Raw genomic sequence first — 24,107 nt, forward strand, 5'->3', positions numbered from 1 at the left:
AATAGTAATAATACGTATTAAAAATACAATTTAATCAGTAAATGACAACAGTAAAAAGATATCAGTTCTGTCGGGTGAAAAACTCATTCGCAATGTCAGATAGAAGCAATCGAGAGATGAGGAATCGTTCGAAAAATGACGGTCAAAATGAGAAGACCAATCAAACGCGACGAAATGTGCTGAGGTTGGCTGGCGGCGCAAGTGCCAGTTCGTTGGCCATTCCAGCTATCGCGGCAGCAGATAATTCGGACTCGAAAAACCACTCCGGATTCGTAACGGATAACAGTCAAACCCCAGATTGGTACGAAATCGGATCAAGCGACGATCTAAAACACAAGCCCAAAGACACTGTTGCGAATAACGTTTCCACACAGGAATCAGGGCTTTGCCTTGGTGGAGAAGTGAAAGTTTCCGGATACAAAGTTGGAATCGATGTCTGCCACTATGGCGGCTGTAATTTCGAAGTTAGTGCGTGTTACGTTGCTTGCGCTACTGGGACGATAGATGACTGTGATGCAGAGGTAGGCGTCTCCATCGGTGATTCGACCAGTCCGATTAGTGGTGAAATCGTTGGATCTGTCGATTCGCTTGATCCACTGGTTTTCCTTGTGGAAGGTGAAATATGTCATTACGATCCGACTTCGGGCTCAGGCCGAACGTGCAAGGATACCGAGATATACTTCAACTTCGATGAGGAGGTCGTGAACTAATAATATATCCCTTAATACTACACCCCCAACTATCGCGTCAGACCGACTCGCCGTCTTCCGACTCGCCGCGCTGGGTGAACAGCCACTCGCTGGTCTGCGTGTAGGCCCCGACCGGAACCCCCGGCTGCGTCTCGATCGCCTCGAGGAATCGGTTCGTGATCACTTCCTCGACGACGCTGACGATCGACTCGATCTCCGCCTCGTCGTCGGCGCTGCCCAGGATGCCGACCTCGAGTTGCGCGCCGGCCATGTCGGCGTGGCCGCCGGCGCTGCCGATCGGGTCGAACGCGTCCCGAAGCGTCTCGCCCAAGTCGACGTCCGCTGCCCGCGATCGGGCCGACAGGAACGCCATCTCGTCGGCAAAGCCGAAGACGAGCGTCGTGTCGACGCCCTCCATCGCGAGTAACTGATCGGCGGCCTGGGGCAACGCGTCCCGGTCGCCGATCCGACCGACGCTGGCGACGGCGACCGAATCGCGCTGGATGCGGTTCTTGATCGCGCGGGCGATCGTCTCGAGGGTCTCGCCCTCCAGCGAGGGCTGTTCGATCCGACGCAGGAGCGACGTGTCGACGTGGGGCCACAGCACCGATGCCGCCCGGAAATCCGCCGGTGACACCTCCCGAGTGAAGTCGTTCGTATCGACCCGGATCCCGTACAGCAGCGCCGTCGCCGTCGCGGCGTCGATCTCGAGATCGAACTGCTCGAGGTACTCGGTCAGGATGGTGCTGGTCGCACCCGCGCCCTGACGGAGGTCGACGAACTCGCCGGGAACGGGGCCGCGAGGCGGGTGGTGATCGATGACGATGTCGACGTGGAGGTCCCCCGGAAGCTGGTCGTTGACCCCGGGCCGGGAGTGATCGACCAGTGCGAACGCCGAATACTCCGCGATCGAGTCGTCGGGGGCCATGTTCCGCAGGTTCAACTCGAGGAGGTTGACCATCGCCCGGTTCTCCTGATGGGAGATCTCGCCGAAGTAACAGGCGTCGGCGTCGACGCCGACCGACTCCGCGAGAGCGACGAGCGCGACGGCACTCGCGAGCGCGTCCGGATCTGGGTTGTCGTGGGCGATGACCGCCAGCCGGCCGTCGATGCTTGCGAGTTGGTCCCGGAGTTCGATGGCGGCTTCGGCCGACGGACTGGCCGTCCCGTCGAGGACACGATCCGCGAGCGCGGTCGTCGGATCGACGACGCCGTCCGCCAGTTCATCGAACCGGTCGCGGTCCGCCGCCGTCGCGTTCCCGCCCAGATACGCCACGATCGACGCGTCGGGGAAGCGATCCCGCGCCCCCCGGAGTGCGGCCCGGTTGACGTCGGTGCGGTCGCTGCCGACGAAGATCACGTCCGGCGGCTCGACGTTCGCGATGGCGGCGGGGTCGGCCGGATCGGCACTGCGGGCCGGCACGCTTTCGTCACGCAGCGTCTCGACGACGCTCTCGTCGGCAGTAATGACGAGCAGTCGGTCGCCATCGTGCCCGGACAGTCGTTCGATGACCTGTCGGCAGACGGTCCCGCAGCCGAGCACGAGCCGAAAAACCATGTATCGCCGCTTGCGACCGCGACGAGTAAAAGCTACCGGGTCGCCGTCAGGCGACGACCGCGGCGGCCGCCTCGAGCGCGGCGTCGGCGACCGGGCCGAACGCAGGCAGAAGGACGACGGTCATGACGGCCGCGGCGATAACCGCCGCGTAGAGGCCAGTTGGCTGGGCGAGGCGGTCGCGATCGAGAAGCGGCTCCTCGATCCAGAGCGCCTTGACCAGCCGCGAGTAGTAGTACAGCGAGAGCGCGCTGTTGATCACCAGCGCGGCCGCGAGGACGAGCAAGACCGTGTTGTCCGCCGCCGCGTTGATGAGTTCGGTGTAGAGGAGATACTTGCTCCAGAAGCCGCTGAACGGTGGCACGCCCGCGAGGCTGAACATGAAGACCGCCATCGCACCGCAGGCGAAGGGCGCTCGTTCGGCGAGGCCGTTGTAGTCCTCGAAGGTCCGCCCGACGCCCCAGTATTCGGCTAGCCCGACGAACAGGAACGCGCCCGTGTTCATGAAGCCGTAGACCAGCAGGTGCATCATAGCCGCGCCCATGACGAGATCCCCGCCGTCGGCCGAGAGGGCCGCGAGCCCGATCAGCACGTAGCCGGCGTGGCCGATCGAGGAGTAGGCGAGCATCCGCTTGACGTTCTCCTGGGTCGCCGCCGCGAAGTTCCCGAGCGTCATCGTGACGATCGCGAGGATGGCAAACACCAGCGTCCAGTCGACCCCGATGATGCCGGTCGTCGCCTCGAGCGGGAACGCGGTCGTGAACACGCGGAACGCGAGCACGAAGCCGGCGGCCTTCGAGGCCGAGGAGAGAAACGCCGAGATCGGTGCGGGCGCGCCTTCGTAGGCCTCGGGGGCCCAGAAGTGGAAGGGCACGCTCGCGGTCTTGAACGCGACCCCGCCGATCAACATGAGGATGCCGAGTCCGAGGAGCCCGCCCATTTCGCCGACGGCGCCGTCGCCGCTCTCGAGAACCGTGGCGATACGCGTGAGTTGCAGCGAGCCGGTCGCACCGTAGACCAGCGAGACACCGTAGACGAAGATCGCCGACGACAGCGCCCCGATCAGGAAGTACTTCAGCCCCGCTTCGACGCTGCCGCGGTTGTCCTTCAGGATCGCGACCAGCGCGTACGACGGCAAACTCGTCAGCTCGAGGGCGATGAAGATCGTCACAAGGCTGTTCGAGGCGGCCATCATCGACATCCCGGTCGCTGCGAGGACGACCAGCGAGTAGTACTCGGCCTGGTAGGTGTGGTCCTGCAGGTAGTCGTAGCTCGCGACCGTGACGAGGGCCGTGACGACCGCGATGATGATCATGAAGTACAGCGCCAGTTGGTCGACGACGAACTGGCCGTTCATGATGTCGATCACGCCGTAGTTCTCGATGCCCGTCGCGCCGACGCCGGCGACGGTGAACCAGACGGCGACGGCCAGCGACGATAGCGAGCCGGCGACGGCGGTGCCGGACAGTAGCGTACGGTTCGTCGAGTGGGGCTCGATGCTGTCTATCAGGAACAGGACGAGCGCCGTCCCCGCCAGGATCAGCGCCGGGGCGAGTGCCATCCAGTCGGGAAGTTCGAGAACCGCCATCAGAGACCACCTCCGATGATCGGCTCGATTGCGTCGGTTATCATGTCGAAGATCAGGTCGGGGGCCACACCGAGAAGGATGATGAGTCCCAGCAGGACACCCATCGACGCGATGTCGTGGACGGGTGCGCGGCCCACTTCGTAGTCAGTTTCGAGTCGATACGGCCCGAACACCGTCCGCTGGAGCGCAAAGAGCAGGTAGCCCGCGACGATGACGATACCGAACATCGCCAACGAAGTAAACAGCGGCGAGTACTCGAGCAGCTCGGAGCCGAAGGTCCCGAAGAAGATCGTGAACTCGCCGTAGAACCCACTCATCAGGGGCAGGCCCATGTAGCCGAACGCACCGGCAATGAGGATTCCGACCGCGATCGGCATCCGGTCTGCCATCCCGGACATGTCGGTGACCATCCGCGTGTGAGTCGCGTTGTAGATGACGCCGACGGCCATGAACATCAGTCCCGAGATCAGGCCGTGGGAGACCATCTGGAAGGTCGCCCCGCCGACGCCGAACGTGGTGTACGCGACCAGTCCGAGGATGACGTAGCCCATCGACGAGACCGACGAGTAGGCGACGATCCGCTTGAGGTCGGTCTGAGCGAGCGCCAGCATCGCGCCGTAGATGACGCTGATCACGGCGATCGCGGCGATCGGAATCGCGTAGGTCTCGACCTGGTCCGGGAACATCGTGAAGTTGAACCGCAACAGCGCGTAGGTCCCCATCTTCAGCAGGACGCCCGCCAGCAGCACGGAGGCCGGCGTCGGCGCTTCCACGTGAGCGTCCGGCAGCCACGTATGGAAGGGGACGATCGGGACCTTCACCGCGAACCCGAGGAACATCCCGACGAAGACGACCGATGCCAGGGCGGGTCCACCGAGTCCGAAGAGCCCATCGAGCCCCCCGTTTCGCATCGCCGTCGCGATTTCGGGGAGGGCAAAGGACGTAACCGAATCCCCGAGCCCGAAGACGAGCGCGATGAACGACCCGAACATCACGAGCGACGCCACGTTCGTGTAGACGAAGAACTTGATCGCGGCGTACTTCCGGCGCGGACCGCCCCAGATCCCGATCAGCAGATACATCGGGATCAGGACCGCCTCCCAGAAGACGAACCAGAGGAAGAAATCGAGCGCCGAGAAGACGCCGATCAGGCTCGCCTCGATGAAGAGGATGAGCCCGTAGAACTGGGACTCTCGTTCGTCGATCGGGGTCCAAGAGCTCACGATCGCGAGCGTACAGAGGATCGTCGTCAGGACCACCAGCGGCAGGCTAATGCCGTCGAGGCCGACGAACCACGAGACCGAGTGATCGCCGATCTCGAGCCACGCGGTCTGCGATTCGAACGCCAACTCACCGTCGAGTAAGGCGTTTCCGCTGCCGTCGAAGGCGGCGAACAGCCACAGGCTGAGCGCCGCCGGCACGAGGCTGATGGCGAACGCGAGCTTGCCGGCGATGCGATTCGGCGCGACGAACGTCACCAGCGCGCCGACCAGTGCGACAGCGATAAGCGCTTCTATCATCATGCGAACCACCCTCCGAGATAGCCGAGGACGAGCAGTAAGCCGATGAACCCGCCCACCAACAGCGCCGCGTAGTTAGTCACGATACCCGTCTGTATCCGCTTCACTCGATCGCTGCCGAACAGGCTGATCGTCGACGTCCCGTTGACGACCCCGTCGATGACCGTCTGGTCGAAGCGATCGGCCGCTCGAGCCAGCGGCAGCGTCAGGCCCTCCGCGAGCCAGACCTGGTACTCGTCCTGGTAGTAGTTGCTCTTCAGGACGCGGTACGCGCCGCCGAGTTTCGTCGTGTGGCGGGACGGTTCGGGCACGTTGTACAGCGTGTGAGCCGTGAACGCGCCGGCCAGTGCGAGCCCGAGCGAGAGCCCTGCGCTCAGCAGCATCGTCGTCGTCTCGGACCCGATGACGCCCTCCTCGAAGGCAACCGTTTCGTGGTACGCGTGGTAGGTTAGCCCTTCGACGGCACCGTACTTGCCGTCCAGCCAGAACTCGAGGAAGGTGATGTCGGCGTGGAGCAGTTCGGCGACGGGCGCGAGGTTCGCGAAGCCGGCGACGGTCGCGAGCGTCCCGAGCGCGAGCAGCGGGACCTTGACGGCCCAGCCGACCGAGTGTGGGTCCTCGGCCGCCGCCGACCGGGGCTCGCCGTGGAAGGTCAGGAAGACCATCCGGAACGTGTAGAACCCGGTGAAGAACACGGCGAGCAGCCCCATCGCGTAGGCCGCGAGGATGACCGGCTGCTCCAACCCGACTGCCAGGGCGTCGAACAGCACCTCGTCTTTCGACCAGAAGCCCGAGAACGGGACGATCCCCGCGAGCGCGAGCGCGCCGGCGAGGAAGGTGTAGTAGGTGACGGGCGCTTTGTCTTTGAGACCGCCCATCTCCCACATGTCCTGTTCGTGGTGCATCAGGATGATGACGGCACCGGCACCGAGGAACAGGAGCGCCTTGAAGAAAGCGTGGTTCATGAGGTGGAAGACGCCGGCGACGTAGCCGCCGACGCCGAGTCCGAGCATCATGTACCCGTACTGGCTGATCGTCGAGTACGCCAGCACCTGTTTGATGTCGTCTTTGACGACGGCCATCGTCGCGGCAAACAAGGCGGTGAAGCCGCCGACGAAGGCGATGATCGCCAGCGCGGTCGGCGAAAGCGCGTAGTACCCGAACATCCGGGCGACGAGATAGACGCCGGCCGCGACCATCGTCGCCGCGTGAATGAGCGCTGAGACGGTGGTCGGGCCCTCCATGGCGTCGGGCAGCCAGGTGTGGAAGGGGAACTGGGCGGACTTACCGAGGACGCCGCCGAGGACGAGCAGTCCGGTGATCGTCACCCAGGTCTCGGCGTCGAAGCCGAACAGGGTCGTTCCATCGTCGATCGCCGTCTCGGCGGCGGTGACGAACGACTCCTCGCCGGCGAAACCGACCGTCCCGAACGTCGCCGCGATTGCGACGACGCCGATCAGGAAGAAGTAGTCACCGAAGCGGGTGACCAGGAACGCCTTCTTGGCGGCCGAGGGAGCCGATTCCGTACGGAACCAGAACCCGATCAGCAGGTACGAACAGAGGCCGACGAGCTCGAAGAACATGAACGCCATCAGCAGGTTATCCGCGAAGACGAACGCGAGCATGCTGAAGGTAAAGAGGCCGAGTTCGGCGTAGTAGCGCCGAAGCCCGGTCTCCCCTTCGGCGTTCATGTAGCCGAGACTGAAGACGTGAACGAGCAGGGCGACCAGCGAAACGATCACGAGCATGAGCGCCGAGAGCGGATCGATCAGGATGCCGAACGTGAATTCGATCCCCTCGACCATGGTTTCGCTGGTGGCAGCGCCGGACGTCCACTCGTACAGCGTCGTGTGATGCTCGCCGCCGCCCGCGACCGCTGCGAACATCACCACCGAGACCACGAGCGAGCCTGCCGTGGCGAGGATGCCCGGGAGCGCTCCCTTCTTCGGCAGATGCCTCCCGAAGACGAGCGTGATCACGAACGCCACGAGCGGGAACACTGCGATCGCCGGTGCGAATCCGAACGGTCCTGTTGCTGTTGCTGCCATCTTACCACCTCATCGTCGTCGGAACCGTGACGTCGACGTCACGGAAGTTTCGGTACAGCACCAAGATGATCCCCAGTCCGACGGCCACCTCTGCGGCAGCGAGCGCCATCGTAAACAGCGCGAACAACTGCCCCGTGAGGTTGCCGTGATAGAACGCGAACGCGATCAGATTGATGTTGGCCGCGTTCAGCATGAGTTCGACGGACATCAGGAACAACAGTGCGTTGCGACGCGTCAGTACCCCGAACAGCCCGATACAGAACACTGCCATCGACAGCAGCACGTAGTACTGCACGTCGACGGTCATCGGTTCTCACCTCCCGTCTCGGTTCGGAAGCCGTCATCGGAGCGGTTCCCGCCATCGGCGACTGCCGGCGGCTGCCCCTCGCTGCTCGAGGCCTCGCCGGTGCTCGAGAGCGCGGACACGGGTTCGCCGCCCTCCTCGCGTTTCGCGAGGACGAGCGAGGCGTCGAGCGCGGCGTCGAGCGCGACGGCGACGAGCAAGACGGCGGCGAGGAACGGTTCCGTGCCGCCGATCGTCTGCAGTTCGTCGAAGCCGAACAGGGCGTAGCCGAGTTCGGCCGTGATCGAGACGTCGCTGGGGAAGCCGGCACCCGCGGCCGTCGTCATCGGCTCGAAAGCCGTGTTCAACGTGATCAATGCCATCACACCGAACAGTCCGACGGCGAGTAGTCCCGGCACCAGCGTCTTGCCGAGTCGGAGTTTCGGACCGGTCGTCATGCCTGTACCACCTCGTCTGCGTCGGTGTCGTCGCGCTGGGTCAACATGACGGCGAACGTGATGAGGACGAGGACCCCGCCCACGTAGACGAGGACCTGCATCATGGCGACGAACTCCGCCGCCAGCATCACGTAGTGGACCGCCACGCTGAGCAGCGCCACGCCCAGCAGGAGCGCCGAATGCCACGGGTCCTGCATGAGCACGACACCCACCGCGCTGGCCAGCGTTACGACGGCGAACAGCGCGAACGCGATCAGCTCGTAGTTCATGGTTGTTGGTAGTGCCCGTTTGCGGGACGGGCGGACCCGTTACTGATAGTCGACCTCTCCGTCGCCCTCACCGACCCACGCGTCCCGGTCGGGTTCGCGGGAGGCGAGCGGGTCGATGTCCTTGTACCACGGTACTGCTTTCAGCTGCTCTTTGTTGTAGACGAAGTCGTGTTTCGTGTCCGCGGTAAACTCGAAGTTCTCCGTGAGCAGGATGGCGTCGACGGGACAGACCTCCTCGCAGAGCCGGCAGTAGATACACTGCCCGATGTGGAGGTTGTACTGTTCGCCCTGTCGCTGATCGTTCGTGACGATCTGGATCGTATCGTTCGGACAGACGTTCTCGCACTGGCGACACCAGATGCACCGTTCCTGACTGAACTTGTGGACGCCGCGGAATCGCGGCGAGACGTCGGGTGCGGTCTCCGGATACTCCACCGTGAAGGTAGAGCCGTCCAGTGCGTGTTTCATCGTCGTTGCCATCGATTTGAGTATCCCGATCATGCTATCAGCCCCACGATTACCGCGGTCAAGACGAGATTGGCGAAGGAGAGGACGAGTAGGCCCTTCCAGCCGATCTCGATCAGTTGGTCGATCCGGACGCGGGGAACCGCCGAACGCAGCCACTGCGTCGCGAAGAACACCGCCCAGATCTTGATGATAAACCAGACGATGCCGAGGGCCGCCGGTCCGGGCCCGGCCGGGCCGCCGAGGAAGATCGTCGCGATGATCGCCCCGCCGAGGAAGATATGGAGGAACTCCCCGAGGTAGATCAGGACGAAGTAGACCGAGGAGTACTCGGTTTGATAGCCCGCGACGATCTCGGTCGGTGCCTCGGGCGTGTCGAACGGGTTGCGGCCGACCTCCGCGAAGTTCGCCACCAGAAAGAGGACGAACGCGAAGGGGTTGACCAGCGCGTACCACGACGGAATCGAAATGCCCGCGATCGTAAGCAGCGGTTTCGCCTGTGCCGAGACGATTTCGCCTAGCTGCAGCGTGCCGGCGAAGATCACGATCGACATCCCGGTGATGACCAGCGGGATCTCGTAGGCGATGTTCTGTGCCACCGCACGGAGGCCGCCGAGCAGCGAGTACTTGTTCGACGACGCGTAGCCGGCCATCACCAACCCGAGGCTGGCGATCCCCGAGACGGCGAAGACGTACGCCAGCCCGACTTCCGGGTCAGCGAGGTGAATCCCGCTGCCCATCGGAATGACGGCGAACCCGAGCAGCGCCGACGACGCGACGACGATCGGCGCGAGGTCGTACGCCGGCCGATCCGCGTTTTCCGGAATGACGAGTTCCTTCGAGAGGAGCCGCACCGAGTCGGCGAGGATAATGAAGAGCCCTGCCGGTCCGAGTCGGTTCACGGCGATCCGGTCGGTGAAGGCGGCGGTGATCTTCCGTTTGGCCCACGGCCCCGCGACGCCGGTCATCGCGAGCATCAGGTTGCCGACGATGAAGGCCGCGAGGAAGGTCGCGAGCAGTTCGCCGCCGAGGCCGAACCCGTCGAGGCCGGTCAGCTCGCCGAGCCGTTCGGGGAGCAAGACGGTATCCTGCAGCGGCATCGCTGGCGGTGCGGACGGCAACGTGGCCGCGCCTGCGATCTGGCCACCGGTCATACTACCGGTCCACCTCCCCGAGCACGATATCGAGGCTCCCCAGCGACGCGATCAGGTCCGGGACGTACTCGCCTTCGGACATCTCCGGCAGCGCCGAGAGGTTGTGGAAGCACGGACTCCGGATCTTGAACCGGCCCGGCTTGTCGGTGCCGTCCGAGCGGATGTAGATGCCGAGTTCACCCTTCGCGCCCTCGACGCTGCGGTAGATCTCCGTGTCGGCGTCCGGTTTGAGCGTCCGCGGGACGTTGCTCTGGACCGTCCGCTCGTCCTCGGGCCAGTCCTCGAGCAAGTCGAGACACTGCTCGATGATCTTCGCGGACTCCTCGACTTCCTGCATGCGCACGAGGACGCGGCTGTAGTTGTCACAGCCGTCCTCGGTCACCACGTCCCACTCGAGGTTGTCGTAGTAGCCGTAGGGGTCGTCCCGTCGGATGTCGTAGTCGATGCCGGAGCCGCGGGCGACGGGGCCGGTACAGCCGTACTGTTTGGCCACCTCGGGCTCGAGGATCCCGGTGTCGTGGGTCCGAACCTGGAAGATCTCGTTGGCGGTCAGCAGGTCGTGGTACTCGTCGACCTTCGCGGGGAGGCCGTCGAGGAAGTCGCGGGTCTTCTCGATGAACTCCTCGCGGGGTTCGGGCAGATCCCAGGCGACCCCGCCCAGCCGGAAGTAGTTGAACATGAGCCGCTGGCCGGTGAGGTCCTCGAGGATGTCCTGGACGACCTCGCGGTCGCGCATGCCGTACTGGAAGATGGCAGTGAAGTCGCCGTAGACGTCGAGCGCGAAGGTTGCCAGCGCGAGCATGTGGGAGGCGATCCGACACAGCTCCGCGCCCATCGTCCGGATGACCTGTGCGTACTCCGGCACGTCGATGTCCGCGAGGTCCTCGGCCGTGCGCGCGTAGGCCCACTCGTTGAGGAGGCCGGCCGAGACGTAGTCCCAGCGGTCCGGGTAGGGCATGATCTGGTGGCGATAGGTGCCGTTCTGGCACATCTGTTCCTCACAGCGGTGCAGATAGCCGATGTCGGGGTCGACGTCGACGACCGTCTCGCCGTCTAACACCGTCTCGATGTGGAGCACGCCGTGAGTCGCCGGGTGGTGGGGACCGATGTTCAGGAACATCGTATCCGACTCGTCGTCGTGGTGGTCCGGCTGGACCGGATTGGCGTGTTCGGTCAGGGTCACGAGCTGGGGCTTCTCCTGGTCGTACCCCTCGGAGAGCGGATGGCCCTGCCAGGTCTCGGGCAGGAGGATGCGGCGCGGGTCGGGGTGGCCCTCGTAGTCGATGCCGACGAGGTCGAAGGCCTCCCGTTCGTGCCAGTCGGCGGTCCGGAAGACCGGTTCGGCGGTCTGGCTGACCGGCTCGTCGGTCGTCGTCGGAACGACGATCGACACCTCCTGGGTCGGGTCCGCGTACTTCCGGAGGTGATAGATCGACTCGTAGCGGTCGGCATACTGCTGTGCGGTGAGGTTCGCGAGGTGGTCGAAGCCGGCCTCGTCGCGCAGGTCCGTCAGCACGTCCTGGACGTCGTCCGGCCGAATGACGAACCCCGGCGCGTTCAAATGATCGTCACGCGCGAGTGCTCGATCACCGACCAGTGTCTCGAGTTCGTCCTCCGTCACCTCGACCGATGGCTCCCGCTCGAGTCCCGTGCTCATGGCGAATCAGCCCAGTTGTAGCGCATAACGAGGTCCTCCTCGTCGATGTCGTCGGCGAGCTTCTGGACGAGTTCGTCCTTCGGCAGGTCGCCGAACTCCTCGAGTTCGTAGGGCTTGACCACGACGGGCGTGGATTCGCCGTTGCGGATCCGCTCTTGGAGTTTGGCGATACCGTAGACGAGCGCCTCCGGCCGCGGCGGGCAGCCGGGGACGTGGATGTCGATGGGGATGATCTCCTCGGCACCCTTGACGACGTTGTACCCCTCCTGGAAGGGGCCGCCGGAGATCGTACACGAGCCCATGCCGACGACGAACTTGGGTTCGGGCATCTGGTCGTAGACCCGCTTCATGCGGGGGCCGAACTTCGAGACGATCGTCCCGGGGACGATCATCACGTCGGCCTGTCGGGGGGAGGCCCGGGGGACCCCGGCTCCGAAGCGGTCCAGGTCGTGTTTGATCGCGTACGTGTGCATCATCTCGATGCTGCAACACGCGATCCCGAACTGGAGCATGAACATGGAGTTGCCCCGCACCCAGTTCATGAACTTGTCGAACTTCGTGAGAATGAACGGCGTCGAGCCGAACGCCTCCCGAAGCTTCGAGTTGAAGCGATCGTCGGCACCCTCACCGATACGCGAGTCGCGGGTGTCGGTCGACGGTGCGGTGCTGTCGTAGATCTGTTGGCGTGGTTGTTCGCTACTCATGGTCTGTCAGATTCCAGCTGGCGAGGTGTCCGTGCCCACTGTACTGCGCCCGTACGCCACGCCCACGCGAGACCGACGAGCAGGATGGCGACGAACAACAGCATCGGCCCGAGCGCGCGGACGAGCGGAATATCCGCCGCGAGCGCATCCTGATAGGCGACCGCCCACGGGAAGAGGAGGACGGTCTCGATATCGAAGACGACGAACAGCAGCGCAACCATGTAATACTGGATATTAAATCGGATGCGCGTTCCGCCGGTCGGAATCTCGCCGCTCTCGTAAGTGGCGCGTTTGCTCGTTTCGGGCACGGTGGGCCGCAGGAGATACGATACCGCCATCATCCCGAACGGTATCAGTACCCCGACGAGCGCCAGCGCCCCGATGGCGATCCAATCATTCATCTCCGTAACGTTCGAGGGTTCAAACCGCACGCACATAAGGGTTGATTCTTTGTTTTTCGGGGAAACACGGGCCGAGACGCGACTTCAGCGAACGGAGACCCTCGTGAATAATCACCGTATACTAGCCGTCGCCGCCCGGGCCGTGAACGGAGCGGTAACAGCTGATTATTCGAGGGCGAAATCGGCCGACATACGCCGCTTAAGGCGGTAATTCGTTCTACACGGAGGAGACGACTGACCGGTCAGGGCTCGTCCGTCGACCCCCGGCGGCTTGCGACCGCGCTGCAGTTAGCGATCCCGATCCGCGAACGCCGCCGTTCCGCCGTCGTGGAGTTCTCGAGAGACGTCTCCTACGCCCTCGCGCAGGCTCTCGTGATAGGCCATCAGCCGATCACGAACGGCCTCGTGCTGCCGGGCGAGGATCTGTGCGGCCGACAGCGCCGCGTTAAACGATTTGCCCGCGTCGACCGCGACCAGCGGCGCGCCCGTCGGCATCCCGATGACGCTGTCGACCGACTTCTCCTGAACCGGGACGCCGATCACCGGCAGCGGGTACGCGATGGAGGCGGTCATGTTCGGCAGGTCCGCGGACTTCCCGCCCGCACCCGCGATGATCACCTCGAGCCCGCGCTCCTCGGCGGTCTCGGCGTAAGCCGTCATTAAGTCCGGCGTGCGGTGGGCCGAGGTGACGTAGGTCTCGAAGCTGAACCGTTCCGCGGGCGGGTTCCCGAAGTCGGTCTGTTCGGCGAAGCCGAGTTCCTCGACGAAGGCGTCGTACGCCCCGCGGCGCTTGCCGCCGGTCAGCATCGTCTCGAGGTCGGAGTCGCTTCCCATGACGATCCCGACGTCCGGCGTGTCCTCGGTCGGACGGTCCTGCTCGGCTTCGTCGTGGAGGCGGTCGATCAGGTCGGTAACGCTGTCGCTCATGGGTGGAGGTCATCGGGGAAGCGACTTGAAACGGTGGTATACAAGGCGAGAACGCGTGACGACCGGGCTCGAAGGCGTTAGGTGCGGAACGTGACGGCGGCCTCGAGCTCGCGCGCCCCCTCGAGTACGTCCTCGGCCGACGCGTCAGCATCGCCCGCCGAGAGCGTCACGTGTCCCATCTTCCGGAGGGGTCTGACCTGCCGCTTGCCGTACCAGTGGAGGCTCGCGCCGGGCGTCTCGAGGATTTCGTCGACTCCGTCTAGCTGTGCGGGCCGCTCTTCGCTCACATCGCCGAGCAGGTTCGTCATCACCGTCGGCGAGCGGAGCGCGGTCGAGCCGAGCGGCCAGCCGAGGACGGCCCGAACGTGTTGCTCGAACTGGGACGTTTGAGCGCCCTCGATCGACCAGTGCCCGGAGTTGTGCGGACGCGGCGCGATTTCATTGAGGAGCACCTCACCGGCCGTCGTTTCGAAGAGTTCGATCCCGTACACGCCCCGGCCGTCCATCACCTCGAGTACGTCGCGCGCGACCGCGTGAGCGCGTTCGGCGACGGCCTCGCTCGAGCGTGCAGGGACGATCGTCTCCCGGAGGATCTCCTCCTCGTGGACGTTCTCCCCGATCGGGAAGGTCGCGGTCTCGTCGTCTCCCTTGACCGCGATGACCGAGACCTCGCGCTCGAAGTCGACGAACGACTCGACCATCGCGGGGCCAGCGACCGACTCGAGGGCAGCCTCCGCGTTGGCTTTCGACTCGACGGGGACGTTGCCGCGGCCGTCGTAGCCGCCGGTTCGGGCCTTGAGCATCACCGGCGCGCCGTAGTCGTCGATCGCAGTGCGGATGTCGTCGGCGTCCTCGACCGCGCGGAACGGCGGCACCGGAACCCCGGCGGCCTCGAGTTCGCGCTTCTGGACGAGTTTGTCGTGGATCGTCTCGAGGGTCGACGGCTTCGGGTGCACCGGCGTTTCGGTGTCCTCGCTCACCCGGTCCATCACGTCCTGGTCGGCGAGTTCGATTTCGAACGTGAGCACGTCGGCGCGCGCGGCGAGTTCGCGGATCCCCGCTTCGTCGTCGAACCCGGCGACGATCTGGTCGCGGGCCACGGGCGCGGCCGGGCAGTCCGGCGTCGGGTCGAGGACGACAACCTCGACGCCCAACGGCGCGGCCGCTTCGGCGAGCATCCGGCCGAGCTGTCCCCCTCCGACTACGCCGATCGTCGGTCCCGGCGTCCGTAGCGTCGTCATTGCGTGGCGATTGTCGACACCCGCGCTTAAGAATTCCCAAACGGCCCGTCGCTCGAGGACGGCTCGAACCGATTCGAACTGACTCGACCCATCGCTCGCACGTCCCCCGTCGCCCCGGAACTCGTCCGTGAACGTCCCGATTGTCTCGTCCAGTGGGCAGGCCATCCGACCGCGGAGCGTCCGGTTCCGCCAACCGAGCTTCGTGCAGGGCACCGCGGTGTGTCGCTACGGGGCGTGTTGGTCACCCGAGAACGGTACCTCTTTTACCTGTCCTCCCTACCGCTCGCCTATGACCACGCTCGGACTGGTGGTCGCGGAATTCAACCGACCGATCACCGAGCAGATGGAGCAGGAGGCGCTCGAGGCGGCTACCGCCGCGGGTGCCGAGGTGCACGAGACGGTTCACGTGCCGGGGGCGTACGACGCGCCGCTGGCCGCCGATCGTCTCGCCCGCCTCGACGACGTCGATGCCGTCGTCGTCATCGGCACCGTCATTACCGGTGACACGGATCACGATCAGGTGATCACCGACGCCACCGCACAGCGACTCTCCGACGTGAGTCTCGAGCGCGACACGCCGGTCACCCTCGGCGTGACCGGCCCCGGCATGTCCGCCGCCGAAGCGCGCGAGCGCGTCGAGAACGCCGCGACCGCCGTCGACGGTGCGCTCGATCTCGTCGACGAACTACCCGACCCCAGTTCCGCCGTAGATTCCCACCAATGACGATGGAATTCACCGACCGCGTCAGCCGAGTCGAACCGTCCGCAACGCTTGCGATCTCCGCGCTCGCCACCGAACTCGAGGCCGAGGGCGCAGACATCGTCGACTTGAGCGTCGGCGAACCCGACTTCCCGACCCCGGAGAACATCGTCGAGGCCGGCAAGGACGCGATGGACGCCGGCCACACCGGCTACACGACCTCCGCCGGCATCCTCGAGTTGCGCGAGGCGATCGCCGACAAACTGGCCGCCGACGGCCTCGAGCACGATTCGGACGAGATCATCGTCACGCCCGGCGCGAAGCAGGCCCTCTACGAGGTCGTCCAGTCGCTCGTCGAGGACGGCGACGAAGTCGTCCTGCTGGACCCCGCGTGGGTCTCCTACGAGGCGATGGTCAAGATGGCCGGCGGCGACCTCACCCGCGTCGACCTCTCCGAGACCGACTTCCAACTCGAGCCCGCGCTCGATGACCTCGCGGCCGCGGTCTCCGACGAGACCGAACTGCTGGTCGTCAACTCGCCGTCGAACCCCACCGGAGCGGTCTACTCCGACGCCGCACTCGAGGGCGTCCGCGATCTCGCCGTCGAACACGACATCACCGTCATCTCCGACGAGATCTACAAGGAGATCACCTACGGCGTCGAGCCGACGAGTCTGGGCACGCTCGAGGGGATGGCCGACCGTACCGTCACCGTCAACGGCTTCTCGAAGGCCTACTCGATGACCGGCTGGCGGCTGGGCTATTTCGCCGGCCCCGAGGACCTGATCGACCAGGCCGGCAAACTCCACAGCCACTCCGTCTCCTCGGCCGTGAACTTCGTCCAACACGCCGGTCTCGAGGCCCTCGAGACCGAACAGGCCGTCACGGAGATGGTCGCGGCCTTCGAAGAGCGCCGGGACCTCGTCGTCGACCTGCTCGCCGAACACGATGTCGATGTCGCCGTCCCCGAGGGCGCGTTCTACATGATGGTCCCTGTGGACGACAACGAGGCGCGTAGCGCCTCGGATGCGAGCGGCGATGAGCCGCGAGCCGACGATCAGGCCTGGTGCGAGGGCGCGATCGAGGACGCCCACGTCGCGACGGTCCCCGGCAGCGCGTTCGGCACCCCCGGCTACGCGCGGATCTCGTACGCCGCGAGCGAGGAGCGACTCGAGGAGGGTATCGAGCGGCTGGCCGAGGAAGGCTACCTGTAAGGACACCGAGGCGACATTTTGCGGGAGCATGATCCGACAGAATCGTTCCCGTCGCCTATCTTCCCGGCTATTCCTCAGTTAGCGGGAAATCTGTTCGTACTCTCTCGCGCTCGTATACGTCAACCTTCTGTGCTGCAGTCAGTTCACCCCACGTGACACCAGTGTCCCACGGATTCCAGTTGAACAGTGCTGTCACTTCGTCTAATCGCCTCTCGACACGCCCGAGCGCGAACCGTGCGCTCTCGACATCCTTCTTCTCGGGCGTTTCGCCGCGTTCGAGATCGTCTTTGATAGCTGCGGTCGCTGCGACGAGGTGTGCGGTATCGCTGGACTCGGATTCCGTCGGCGGCCGGAGTCGCTCAACCAATCGATCACGGGTAAGCAGTGTCGAAGCCTCGAGAGTGATATTTCGCTTGGTCATTGGGAGACACCCGAACGAGCGGGTTGTCGGTTAAAATTCGATATTAGATTATGTACCGGTTCTGAACGTTCGAATTCAGTATGACAGTCCATGGTATAATCACCGACCGAAGCGCTAAGATCCGGGCCGTTATCATGGATTCGCGCTTCTATTGAGCCTTCTCTTCATAGCCTCATATAATTTGTGCAGATTGAACACTCAATCTAAATTGCTGCATTGAGTGGGTAATATGCGTACATGTGGCGTTTATAGACGTGGGATTTGCATTCTAATGCGGAGAGAACGGATTACCGATGGAACAGAATGATTTAACGGACGTAGACAACGCGATTCTCGACGAGCTTCGGGGCGGCCGAGCCACCAAAGGTGCACTCGTCGATTGGACCGGCTACTCGAGAAACAGCGTCTACAACCGACTCGAAGTGCTCGAGGCTGCCGGACACGTAACGTGTGTCCACGACGGAACGCGCCTCTTCGAACTGCGAGACGACCCTCGCGACGAGTAGCGGTCTCGGCCCGGATCGAAGCTGACATCGGTGATCGGAAACACACCACCACCTCACGACGAAAAGTAACACTATTGTGCGGTGGCGGCTTATCCGGTAGGTGAACCAAGCAGTCCCGTGGTGTAGTGGCCAATCATATGGGCCTTTGGAGCCCATGACGGCGGTTCGAATCCGCCCGGGACTACTAACTCGGAGGTTTGAATCCTGACAGCCGTGAGTAGCGCACGACAATGTTTCGAACGGTGAGTCGGATCTCGAGGACATGCCGGTTTTCGCGGGGACTTTTGTACTTGAAGGAGATATCGAAACAGCGCTTTCCAAAAGGGTATGCGCTGGTAGATATCTAAGGTTGTCACTGGCGCTGGCCGTTCAATTATCGGTTAGCCGTATAGTTCCGCTGCGGGCTCGTTCGAACAGCGAGACGGCGCTGGGTTCAATCTGATTCGAATACTGCATAAGCGAGGTGCCAAGAACACTCATAACGAGAACATAACCGACGGTAAAGGCGTAGATCGTCTGTGCGGTCTCAGCTGCCATGCCGCTGCCAGCCCCCGAGAGGGCGAGACTCGCGATGATCAGTGAGAACTCGCCGCGGGTGGCCATTCCGAAGCCGACCCGGAGTGATCGGCGATCGTCGAGGCCGTAGATTCGTCCACTGAGGTAGCCGCTCACGATCTTCGTCGGCGTCGTCACGATCACGGCGGCGACGATCATCCCGAGAATCGAAAGCGTGAACAGTCCCGGATCGGTGACGAGCCCGATCCAGAAGAAGAAGATCGCTGCGAACGCGTCTCGCAGCGGCTCGAGCAGCCGCTCCAGGTCGTGGACGTGATCGGTCGAGGAGAAGGCCATGCCGACGAAGAAGGCGGCGACGGCCTCGCTGACACCCAGCGCGAGCGCGATCCCGGCGACGAGGATCGTGACGCCGAGTGCCCGGACGACGATAAACTCGTTCGTGTCGGCGTCGAGAAAGCGCTGAAAGAAGTCGGTCCCGAAGGTGACGAGTCCGAGCAACGCGAGGATGAACCCGACCGCGATCCCGATCTGTCCCGCGGCTTCCCCGATATCACCGCCGCCCAAGACCAGTGCGGACGCGATCGCCAGGTAGACGGCGATGAACAGGTCCTCGTAGACGAGCGTGCCGAGCATCGGTTCGGACTCGTCGTTGGCGATCCAGCCCAGATCGATCAGTGACTTCGTGATGATCGCACTCGAAGAAATGTAGACAATTCCCGCTATAAGGAAAGCCGCGAGGAGGCTACCGAAGGTGAGATAGCCGAAGATCAGCCCGATCCCGAAGTTGATGACGAGATCGACGGACCCGGCTTTGCCAATCCGGTCCTTGCTCGCGATCAACCGGTTCAAATTGAACTCGAGACCGAGGAAGAACAGGAGGAGGACGATCCCGATCTCTGCGCCGACGACGATGAAGTCGGTTTCGCCGAGTGCAAGTCCACCGACCGCGCTCAGGAGATCGACGCCTCCGACAGTCACCTCGGGAATAGTGACGGTGATCCCACCGATCTCGACCTCGCTGCCGGCGACCGTGGGGAGTTCGCCCAGCACGTTCGATCCGAGCAAGACGCCGACGATGATATAAAAGGGGATGACCGACTGATCGATTCGACTCGAGAGGATGCCGGCGAGAGCAACCGCGGCGAAGAGGATCCCGACATCAACGAGCGCCGTTTCGGTCGCCACTACCGCTCACCTCCGGCGGGAAAGTTCGTCGCGATCACTCGTCGAGTCCGGCTCCGAGCAACTCCTCGAACTGGGCGCAGTCCTCGCGGTCACCGATGACGACCAGCGTGTCACCCACCTCGAGGACGGTCTCCGGCGTCGGCGGCGAGATCAATTCCTCGCCGCGCTGAATGGCGACGATAGAAACACCCGTTTCATCGCGGATGTTCGCCTCAGCGAGGGTCTGGTCAGCTATCTCGGCGGTCTCGGAGACGCCGTACCATTCGAGGTAGGTATCGTCGGAGAGCATCGTCTCCACCTGTTCGGCCTGCACCGGCTGGAAGTACGCCCCTTCCAGAATCGTGCCGATCTTTCGGGCCAGACGATCCGATGCCTCGAACACCTTCTCGCTGTCCGCGTCCGCGTCAGCTTTCAGGTACACCTCCCGTTTCCCCGTATTGTGAGTCACGATGACGAGGCGCTGCCCGTCATCGAGTTCGATCTCGAACTTCTTTCCGACGCCGGGGAGGTCGCTCTCGTAGACGGTCATACGTCATCAAAGCGAGGGCGTGACAATAAATGGCGTGTCCCGTCGACCGATGAGGCCATCTCTGCCGGTGCTTCTCCCGAGGATGTCAGAAAACGACTTACGGGCATCGCACCGCTCGGACTCGAGTGGACTCCAATACGCGGTGACGATAGGCCGTCCCAGCAAAACCGGTCACTTAATCGATCGGGGACGGTATCCACAGTGACTGGTGGACAGTAAATGCGCGAGCTTCGAGATATAGACGGTCTGCATCCGCGTGATCTGACGCAACGTCAACGACTGTTGGTACTATTCGTGGTCGGTCTCGCTTCAGTCGTCCTCTTCTACACGGTCGTCTACAACTGGGGAATGCAAGTGCTCGAGAACGACCCCCAGTCTATCTTCCGGTCGCTCAACACGGTCGTCGAGACGATGACGACGACCGGGTTCGGTGCGGATTCACCCTGGGAGACGCCGGTGATGAACGTCCTGATGGTGTCGATCCAGTTGACCGGCGTCATCATCGGGTTCGTCACGCTGCGCGTCTTGGTCATCCCGCTCTTCGAACGGACGCCGCTGGACCTCTCCGACCGCCTCACGACAAAGAACGACCACGTCGTCATCGCGGAGTATCAGCACGATACCGAGATGCTGCTCGACGAACTCGAGGAACTCGATATCGACTACGTTCTCATCGAGTCCGACGAGGAGGAAGCGAAGCGGCTCTCGGACGATGGCTATCAGTCGATCAAAGGCGATCCCGAGGAGCGGGCTGACCTCGACCGTGCGACGATCGAGCGAGCGGCGTTGCTCATCACCGACGCCGGCGACGAAACGGCGAGTATCGTCCTGACAGCGCTGGAAGCCAACGAGGACCTGCGGGTGATCAGTTTCACGGAGTCGACGCGTCGGAAGGCAGCACTGGCGGAGGTCGGTGTCGACCGAAGTATCGCCCCGCACGCGCTGATCGGCCAGCGGCTGGCGGAGAAAGCGGCGACGCCAGTCACGGTTCCCGACCGAACCGACGGCGACGAGGTCGACGTTCGCGAGATTCTTGTCAGACGGAATAGCCCGCTCCACGGCGTCAGAGTCCGCGATTCGCCGGTCGTGGCCCATCCGAATCTGACGCTGGTCGCCGGGTGGTTCGACGGCGAATTGCACCTACCGCCATCACCCGACGACGAACTCACGCCTAACACCGTGCTGGTCGTCGCCGGACCGAGGAGCGAGATCGACGAAATAACAGACGAGATCGCAGGTGTCCGGTCGCGACGTATCGAGAACCCCTCGCAGCTCATCGTCGCCGGCTTCGGTGAGGGTGGAACTGCAGCCGTCGACGTCCTCCCAGCGGATGTCTCGGTGACGACTATCGACGATTCGGAGGAGCGGGACCCCGACATCGTCGGCGATGTCACCGAACCGGAAACGCTCCGGGAAGCCGGCATCGAGGACGCGTCGGCCCTGGTCGTCACCGTCGGAAGCGACTCGACCGCGCTGATGACTATCGCCATCGCTCGCTCGCTCTCGAGCGAAGTCGAAATTCTCGCACGTGTGACTGATAGCGAGAAGATAAGGTCGGCGTTCCGAGCGGGCGCTGACTACGTGCTCTCTATCCAGCAGGTGTCCGCTCGGCTGGTTGCGGCGGAGGTCCACGGTGAACAGGTCATGTCTCCAACGAACCAGATCCGCCTGATTCGGGCCGACGCAGCGCCGTTTGCTGGCGAGTCACTGGGGGACGCCCGTCGCAATACTGAGCGCGGATGGACCGTCATCGGTGTCTCACGCGGCGACACTGTCCATACTGACGAGCGTACCACCATTGAAGCCGACGACGAAGTGATCGTTGCGGGAAGCGACGACGCGATTCAGGAGTTCGAGCGAACGGTCCCTTCTTCATGAGTGTGGGGACGTACTACGATCGGCCGAGAAGTTTCTACTCTACACCGAACGAAGCGACAAGTACACATCCTGTACTGAGCAATTCGGACAAATCCTCGAGAGATGGGGTCTGTTCTAAGACCCGCCCGTGTTCTAAATTCACGATGCAAAACTCGGATGTCAGCCCCGCCCCGGACTACTTCTGTCGCGAGCAAATCCGCAAGCGGCGAATATCCTCTCCTCGGCGAGACGGACCCCATTCGATCGTCGCGTCCACGACCACAGTCCACTGGCGGTCCGAGTGGTCGTGCACTCGGCTGCTCCGCCTCGCGGGCGATCGACTCGAGGCGCGAATGGATGCTGCGCTCCCATCGACTCCCGAACAGCGCCGAGTCCCGACGACGTGAACAGGCTCTCGTCGCATTACTGCCTCGAGTCCCCTGTCCACCAACGAGTGGTCGCCATCGGTATCGGTCCCGAACCGATCGAGGGACGGTGAGAAATCGGGTCTCGGTCCGACGGCCGGCTGATCGCGCGAGACGGGTCGGTGAGTACACGGTTGCCCGTGCTTCGCCACCGACCACGTCGGCGTGATGGGAGCCGTAACCGGGTGACGACACCGACCGCCGTCCCGAGAGCGGGCGTCTCGAGGGCCGCGCGGCCACTGCGCGAAACGGGGCGAAACCACCGCTGTGCCCGTTCTAACAACTCCATAATAATCAGTTCACTATCAGATCTGGCCGCTATGGTTGGTCCAAGCGGTAGCGGCGGATCGGGCGGGACGGAGATCACGGCCGCACGCGCGCTCTCCGTCGGTCGCGCCGTCGCGTCCGACGGGTACGACCGCGTCGTCGTCGGCCGCGACGCTCGAGCGAGCGGGGCGGTACTGGTCGATGCGGTGACCGCCGGCCTTCGAGAGTGCGGCGCGGACGTTCTCGCGGTCGGCGTCGCACCGACGCCGACGATCGCGCGGACTGTCTCACGAACGGACGCGAACGCGGGGATCGTCGTTACGGCGGCTCACGACCCGACACCGAACGACGGGCTCAGACTCCGGACGGCGTCCGGGACGGCGTTCGGCCCCGAGCAGCGGGCGGCGATCGCCGCTCGAGTCGAACGTGACGAGTACGATTGCCACCCGCGGGACGGCAAGGGGTCGACGGAGACGGTGGCGGACGCGGTCGAGCGGCACGCGACGGAACTGGTCGAGGCCGTCTCGGTGGCCGACCCGCCGAGCGTCGTTGTCGATGTCGGGGACGGGGCCGGCGAGATCACGGCGCGCGTGCTCTCGGCGCTCGGTTGTGACGTCGGGACGCTACACGGACGGCGAGAGGAGGCCTTTCCCGGGTGGCCGGGTGAGCCGGCCGAAGAGACGCTCGGAGCGCTGTCGTCGCTCGTGGAAGCGACGGACGCGCGGCTCGGGATCGCTCACGACGCCGACGCCGATCGGATGCTGGCCGTCGACGAGACGGGGGCCGTCGTCCCGAGGGATGCGCTTCTGGCGCTGTTCGCGCGGGCAACTGCGACCGACGGCGACATCGTCGCTGCGCCGGTCGGGACGAGCATGGCCGTCGACGATGTGCTCGCGGCCGTCGACGCGACGGTGAGTCGAACGCGGGTCGGCGACACGTTCGTCGCCGACCGTACGACGTGGCCGGACGTCGTCTTCGGTGGCGACCCGAGCGGGGCGTGGATCTGGCCGGGCGAGACGCCGTGTCCCGATGGGCCGCTCGCCGCGTGCAAACTCGTCGAACTCGTCGCCGATCGCGGGCCACTATCGTCGCTCGTCGCGGACATCGAACCGTACCCCAGCCGCCACGCGTCGGTCGCGGTCGAGGAGCAAACCGCCGTGATGAACCAGGTTCGGGAGTGTGCCCACGAGTGGTACGACGATGTCGACACGCTCGGTGGCGTCTACGTCGATGTCGGTGCCGGCTGGCTCTTCCTGCGTGCGAGCGATACCGAGCCCGTGATCCAACTCACGGTCGAGGCACGGGACGAGTTTCGAGCCGAACGACTGGAAGCCGACGCGATCGGGCTCCTCGAGAAGGCGATCGCGACGGTGTCGGGACTTCGACCGTGAACGGTGCCCGACGACGACCCGCCTCTCGTTCAACCCGCCACGAGCCCGAGCAGTCGAACCGGGTAGCCCTTGGCTCGGGGCCGCGAGGTCGGCGATCCCAGTACCCGACGGAACGCGACGCTCGGGGGCCGCTGGTT

The 24,107-nt window shown here is 64.0% G+C and carries 23 protein-coding genes and 1 tRNA gene; 7 read left to right on the forward strand and 17 right to left on the reverse strand.

All coding sequences use genetic code 11. The features are described 5' to 3' along the window. Positions 1 to 92: 92 nt before the first annotated feature. Positions 93 to 710 carry a hypothetical protein gene (locus ALTAJ2_RS19100; protein ID WP_144240217.1) on the forward strand — a complete coding sequence of 206 codons (618 nt, stop codon included), beginning with the start codon at positions 93 to 95 and terminating at the stop codon, positions 708 to 710. Between the two features lie 37 nt (positions 711 to 747). On the opposite strand, the gene ALTAJ2_RS04340 is transcribed toward ALTAJ2_RS19100, so the two are convergent. From ALTAJ2_RS04340 to ALTAJ2_RS04405, 14 genes are all read right to left on the reverse strand, one after another. Next, positions 748 to 2,247 (reverse strand): DHH family phosphoesterase, encoded by a 1,500-nt coding sequence (locus tag ALTAJ2_RS04340; RefSeq protein ID WP_007108020.1) that lies wholly within the window; start codon positions 2,245 to 2,247, stop codon positions 748 to 750. 46 nt (positions 2,248 to 2,293) lie between these two features. Then, the gene (locus tag ALTAJ2_RS04345; protein ID WP_007108021.1) at positions 2,294 to 3,832 is read right to left on the reverse strand and encodes an NADH-quinone oxidoreductase subunit N; all 1,539 of its coding nucleotides are present in this window, start codon (positions 3,830 to 3,832) and stop codon (positions 2,294 to 2,296) included. After that, entirely contained in the window at positions 3,832 to 5,355 is a 1,524-nt protein-coding gene (locus ALTAJ2_RS04350) for a complex I subunit 4 family protein (protein WP_007108022.1), read from the reverse strand. The genes ALTAJ2_RS04345 and ALTAJ2_RS04350 overlap by 1 nt, the downstream gene beginning before the upstream one ends. Continuing rightward, a complete protein-coding gene (gene nuoL / locus ALTAJ2_RS04355; protein WP_007108023.1) occupies positions 5,352 to 7,400 on the reverse strand; it encodes an NADH-quinone oxidoreductase subunit L in 2,049 nt (682 codons plus the stop codon). Before nuoL ends, ALTAJ2_RS04350 begins: the two co-directional genes overlap by 4 nt. Before the next feature lies 1 nt (position 7,401). Next, positions 7,402 to 7,707 carry an NADH-quinone oxidoreductase subunit NuoK gene (nuoK, locus tag ALTAJ2_RS04360; protein ID WP_006181260.1) on the reverse strand — a complete coding sequence of 102 codons (306 nt, stop codon included), beginning with the start codon at positions 7,705 to 7,707 and terminating at the stop codon, positions 7,402 to 7,404. Further along, positions 7,704 to 8,141 carry a hypothetical protein gene (locus tag ALTAJ2_RS04365; protein WP_007108024.1) on the reverse strand — a complete coding sequence of 146 codons (438 nt, stop codon included), beginning with the start codon at positions 8,139 to 8,141 and terminating at the stop codon, positions 7,704 to 7,706. The genes nuoK and ALTAJ2_RS04365 overlap by 4 nt, the downstream gene beginning before the upstream one ends. Beyond that, positions 8,138 to 8,410 (reverse strand): NADH-quinone oxidoreductase subunit J, encoded by a 273-nt coding sequence (locus tag ALTAJ2_RS04370; protein ID WP_006185424.1) that lies wholly within the window; start codon positions 8,408 to 8,410, stop codon positions 8,138 to 8,140. Before ALTAJ2_RS04370 ends, ALTAJ2_RS04365 begins: the two co-directional genes overlap by 4 nt. 39 nt (positions 8,411 to 8,449) lie before the next feature. Continuing rightward, positions 8,450 to 8,911, reverse strand: coding sequence for a NuoI/complex I 23 kDa subunit family protein (locus ALTAJ2_RS04375; RefSeq protein WP_006185423.1), 462 nt, complete (start codon positions 8,909 to 8,911; stop codon positions 8,450 to 8,452). Further along, the gene (locus ALTAJ2_RS04380; RefSeq protein WP_049899765.1) at positions 8,908 to 10,029 is read right to left on the reverse strand and encodes a complex I subunit 1/NuoH family protein; all 1,122 of its coding nucleotides are present in this window, start codon (positions 10,027 to 10,029) and stop codon (positions 8,908 to 8,910) included. The genes ALTAJ2_RS04375 and ALTAJ2_RS04380 overlap by 4 nt, the downstream gene beginning before the upstream one ends. A 1-nt stretch (position 10,030) precedes the next feature. Further along, positions 10,031 to 11,686 carry an NADH-quinone oxidoreductase subunit D gene (locus tag ALTAJ2_RS04385; protein WP_007108026.1) on the reverse strand — a complete coding sequence of 552 codons (1,656 nt, stop codon included), beginning with the start codon at positions 11,684 to 11,686 and terminating at the stop codon, positions 10,031 to 10,033. Continuing rightward, positions 11,683 to 12,390, reverse strand: a complete 708-nt coding sequence (locus tag ALTAJ2_RS04390; protein WP_007108027.1) for an NADH-quinone oxidoreductase subunit B — start codon at positions 12,388 to 12,390, stop codon at positions 11,683 to 11,685. The genes ALTAJ2_RS04385 and ALTAJ2_RS04390 overlap by 4 nt, the downstream gene beginning before the upstream one ends. Further along, positions 12,387 to 12,791 carry an NADH-quinone oxidoreductase subunit A gene (locus ALTAJ2_RS04395; RefSeq protein ID WP_007108028.1) on the reverse strand — a complete coding sequence of 135 codons (405 nt, stop codon included), beginning with the start codon at positions 12,789 to 12,791 and terminating at the stop codon, positions 12,387 to 12,389. Before ALTAJ2_RS04395 ends, ALTAJ2_RS04390 begins: the two co-directional genes overlap by 4 nt. Positions 12,792 to 13,079: 288 nt before the next feature. Then, on the reverse strand, positions 13,080 to 13,718 hold the full coding sequence (locus tag ALTAJ2_RS04400) for an AIR carboxylase family protein (RefSeq protein WP_007108029.1): 639 nt from the start codon (positions 13,716 to 13,718) through the stop codon (positions 13,080 to 13,082). Positions 13,719 to 13,795: 77 nt separating this feature from the next. Beyond that, positions 13,796 to 15,124, reverse strand: a complete 1,329-nt coding sequence (locus tag ALTAJ2_RS04405) for a 5-(carboxyamino)imidazole ribonucleotide synthase (protein ID WP_007108030.1) — start codon at positions 15,122 to 15,124, stop codon at positions 13,796 to 13,798. 124 nt (positions 15,125 to 15,248) lie between these two features. Between ALTAJ2_RS04405 and ribH the strand changes: the two genes are divergently transcribed. Both ribH and ALTAJ2_RS04415 read left to right on the forward strand, forming a co-directional pair. Next, on the forward strand, positions 15,249 to 15,683 hold the full coding sequence (gene ribH / locus ALTAJ2_RS04410; protein ID WP_007108031.1) for a 6,7-dimethyl-8-ribityllumazine synthase: 435 nt from the start codon (positions 15,249 to 15,251) through the stop codon (positions 15,681 to 15,683). Next, on the forward strand, positions 15,680 to 16,873 hold the full coding sequence (locus tag ALTAJ2_RS04415) for a pyridoxal phosphate-dependent aminotransferase (RefSeq protein WP_007108032.1): 1,194 nt from the start codon (positions 15,680 to 15,682) through the stop codon (positions 16,871 to 16,873). Before ribH ends, ALTAJ2_RS04415 begins: the two co-directional genes overlap by 4 nt. Before the next feature lie 67 nt (positions 16,874 to 16,940). Here the strand turns inward: ALTAJ2_RS04415 and ALTAJ2_RS04420 are convergent, their stop codons facing one another. Beyond that, positions 16,941 to 17,294, reverse strand: coding sequence for a hypothetical protein (locus tag ALTAJ2_RS04420; RefSeq protein WP_049899771.1), 354 nt, complete (start codon positions 17,292 to 17,294; stop codon positions 16,941 to 16,943). A gap of 293 nt (positions 17,295 to 17,587) precedes the next feature. On the opposite strand from ALTAJ2_RS04420, the gene ALTAJ2_RS04425 reads away from it, so the two are divergent. Both ALTAJ2_RS04425 and ALTAJ2_RS04430 read left to right on the forward strand, forming a co-directional pair. After that, positions 17,588 to 17,800, forward strand: a complete 213-nt coding sequence (locus ALTAJ2_RS04425; RefSeq protein WP_007108034.1) for a helix-turn-helix domain-containing protein — start codon at positions 17,588 to 17,590, stop codon at positions 17,798 to 17,800. 111 nt (positions 17,801 to 17,911) lie between these two features. After that, positions 17,912 to 17,984: transfer RNA gene (locus ALTAJ2_RS04430), tRNA-Gln, on the forward strand. 185 nt (positions 17,985 to 18,169) lie between these two features. Here the strand turns inward: ALTAJ2_RS04430 and ALTAJ2_RS04435 are convergent. Beyond that, entirely contained in the window at positions 18,170 to 19,501 is a 1,332-nt protein-coding gene (locus tag ALTAJ2_RS04435) for a cation:proton antiporter (protein WP_007108035.1), read from the reverse strand. A 34-nt stretch (positions 19,502 to 19,535) separates the two neighbouring features. Next, positions 19,536 to 20,030, reverse strand: a complete 495-nt coding sequence (locus ALTAJ2_RS04440; RefSeq protein WP_007108036.1) for a cation:proton antiporter regulatory subunit — start codon at positions 20,028 to 20,030, stop codon at positions 19,536 to 19,538. A gap of 219 nt (positions 20,031 to 20,249) precedes the next feature. Here ALTAJ2_RS04440 and ALTAJ2_RS04445 point away from each other — a divergent pair, with 219 nt between their 5' ends. Further along, positions 20,250 to 21,908 carry an NAD-binding protein gene (locus ALTAJ2_RS04445; RefSeq protein WP_049899775.1) on the forward strand — a complete coding sequence of 553 codons (1,659 nt, stop codon included), beginning with the start codon at positions 20,250 to 20,252 and terminating at the stop codon, positions 21,906 to 21,908. Between the two features lie 724 nt (positions 21,909 to 22,632). Further along, on the forward strand, positions 22,633 to 23,970 hold the full coding sequence (locus tag ALTAJ2_RS04450; protein WP_007108038.1) for a phosphohexomutase domain-containing protein: 1,338 nt from the start codon (positions 22,633 to 22,635) through the stop codon (positions 23,968 to 23,970). Positions 23,971 to 24,107 lie beyond the last annotated feature (137 nt).

Origin of the sequence: Natrinema altunense (genome assembly GCF_000731985.1) — an archaeon.
GTDB lineage: Archaea > Halobacteriota > Halobacteria > Halobacteriales > Natrialbaceae > Natrinema > Natrinema altunense.

What these genes read in the sequence shown, in the direction of transcription:
- ribH (WP_007108031.1), top strand. Translation starts at nt 15,249, where the DNA reads ATGACCACGCTCGGACTGGTGGTCGCGGAATTCAACCGACCGATCACC.
- ALTAJ2_RS04405 (WP_007108030.1), bottom strand. Translation starts at nt 15,124, where the DNA reads ATGGCCTGCCCACTGGACGAGACAATCGGGACGTTCACGGACGAGTTC.
- ALTAJ2_RS04385 (WP_007108026.1), bottom strand. Translation starts at nt 11,686, where the DNA reads ATGAGCACGGGACTCGAGCGGGAGCCATCGGTCGAGGTGACGGAGGAC.
- ALTAJ2_RS04390 (WP_007108027.1), bottom strand. Translation starts at nt 12,390, where the DNA reads ATGAGTAGCGAACAACCACGCCAACAGATCTACGACAGCACCGCACCG.
- ALTAJ2_RS04340 (WP_007108020.1), bottom strand. Translation starts at nt 2,247, where the DNA reads ATGGTTTTTCGGCTCGTGCTCGGCTGCGGGACCGTCTGCCGACAGGTC.
- nuoK (WP_006181260.1), bottom strand. Translation starts at nt 7,707, where the DNA reads ATGACCGTCGACGTGCAGTACTACGTGCTGCTGTCGATGGCAGTGTTC.
- ALTAJ2_RS04415 (WP_007108032.1), top strand. Translation starts at nt 15,680, where the DNA reads ATGACGATGGAATTCACCGACCGCGTCAGCCGAGTCGAACCGTCCGCA.
- ALTAJ2_RS04380 (WP_049899765.1), bottom strand. Translation starts at nt 10,029, where the DNA reads ATGACCGGTGGCCAGATCGCAGGCGCGGCCACGTTGCCGTCCGCACCG.
- ALTAJ2_RS04350 (WP_007108022.1), bottom strand. Translation starts at nt 5,355, where the DNA reads ATGATGATAGAAGCGCTTATCGCTGTCGCACTGGTCGGCGCGCTGGTG.
- ALTAJ2_RS04400 (WP_007108029.1), bottom strand. Translation starts at nt 13,718, where the DNA reads ATGAGCGACAGCGTTACCGACCTGATCGACCGCCTCCACGACGAAGCC.
- ALTAJ2_RS04450 (WP_007108038.1), top strand. Translation starts at nt 22,633, where the DNA reads ATGGTTGGTCCAAGCGGTAGCGGCGGATCGGGCGGGACGGAGATCACG.
- ALTAJ2_RS04345 (WP_007108021.1), bottom strand. Translation starts at nt 3,832, where the DNA reads ATGGCGGTTCTCGAACTTCCCGACTGGATGGCACTCGCCCCGGCGCTG.
- nuoL (WP_007108023.1), bottom strand. Translation starts at nt 7,400, where the DNA reads ATGGCAGCAACAGCAACAGGACCGTTCGGATTCGCACCGGCGATCGCA.
- ALTAJ2_RS04365 (WP_007108024.1), bottom strand. Translation starts at nt 8,141, where the DNA reads ATGACGACCGGTCCGAAACTCCGACTCGGCAAGACGCTGGTGCCGGGA.
- ALTAJ2_RS04370 (WP_006185424.1), bottom strand. Translation starts at nt 8,410, where the DNA reads ATGAACTACGAGCTGATCGCGTTCGCGCTGTTCGCCGTCGTAACGCTG.
- ALTAJ2_RS04425 (WP_007108034.1), top strand. Translation starts at nt 17,588, where the DNA reads ATGGAACAGAATGATTTAACGGACGTAGACAACGCGATTCTCGACGAG.
- ALTAJ2_RS04445 (WP_049899775.1), top strand. Translation starts at nt 20,250, where the DNA reads ATGCGCGAGCTTCGAGATATAGACGGTCTGCATCCGCGTGATCTGACG.
- ALTAJ2_RS04420 (WP_049899771.1), bottom strand. Translation starts at nt 17,294, where the DNA reads ATGACCAAGCGAAATATCACTCTCGAGGCTTCGACACTGCTTACCCGT.
- ALTAJ2_RS04375 (WP_006185423.1), bottom strand. Translation starts at nt 8,911, where the DNA reads ATGATCGGGATACTCAAATCGATGGCAACGACGATGAAACACGCACTG.
- ALTAJ2_RS04440 (WP_007108036.1), bottom strand. Translation starts at nt 20,030, where the DNA reads ATGACCGTCTACGAGAGCGACCTCCCCGGCGTCGGAAAGAAGTTCGAG.
- ALTAJ2_RS04395 (WP_007108028.1), bottom strand. Translation starts at nt 12,791, where the DNA reads ATGAATGATTGGATCGCCATCGGGGCGCTGGCGCTCGTCGGGGTACTG.
- ALTAJ2_RS19100 (WP_144240217.1), top strand. Translation starts at nt 93, where the DNA reads ATGTCAGATAGAAGCAATCGAGAGATGAGGAATCGTTCGAAAAATGAC.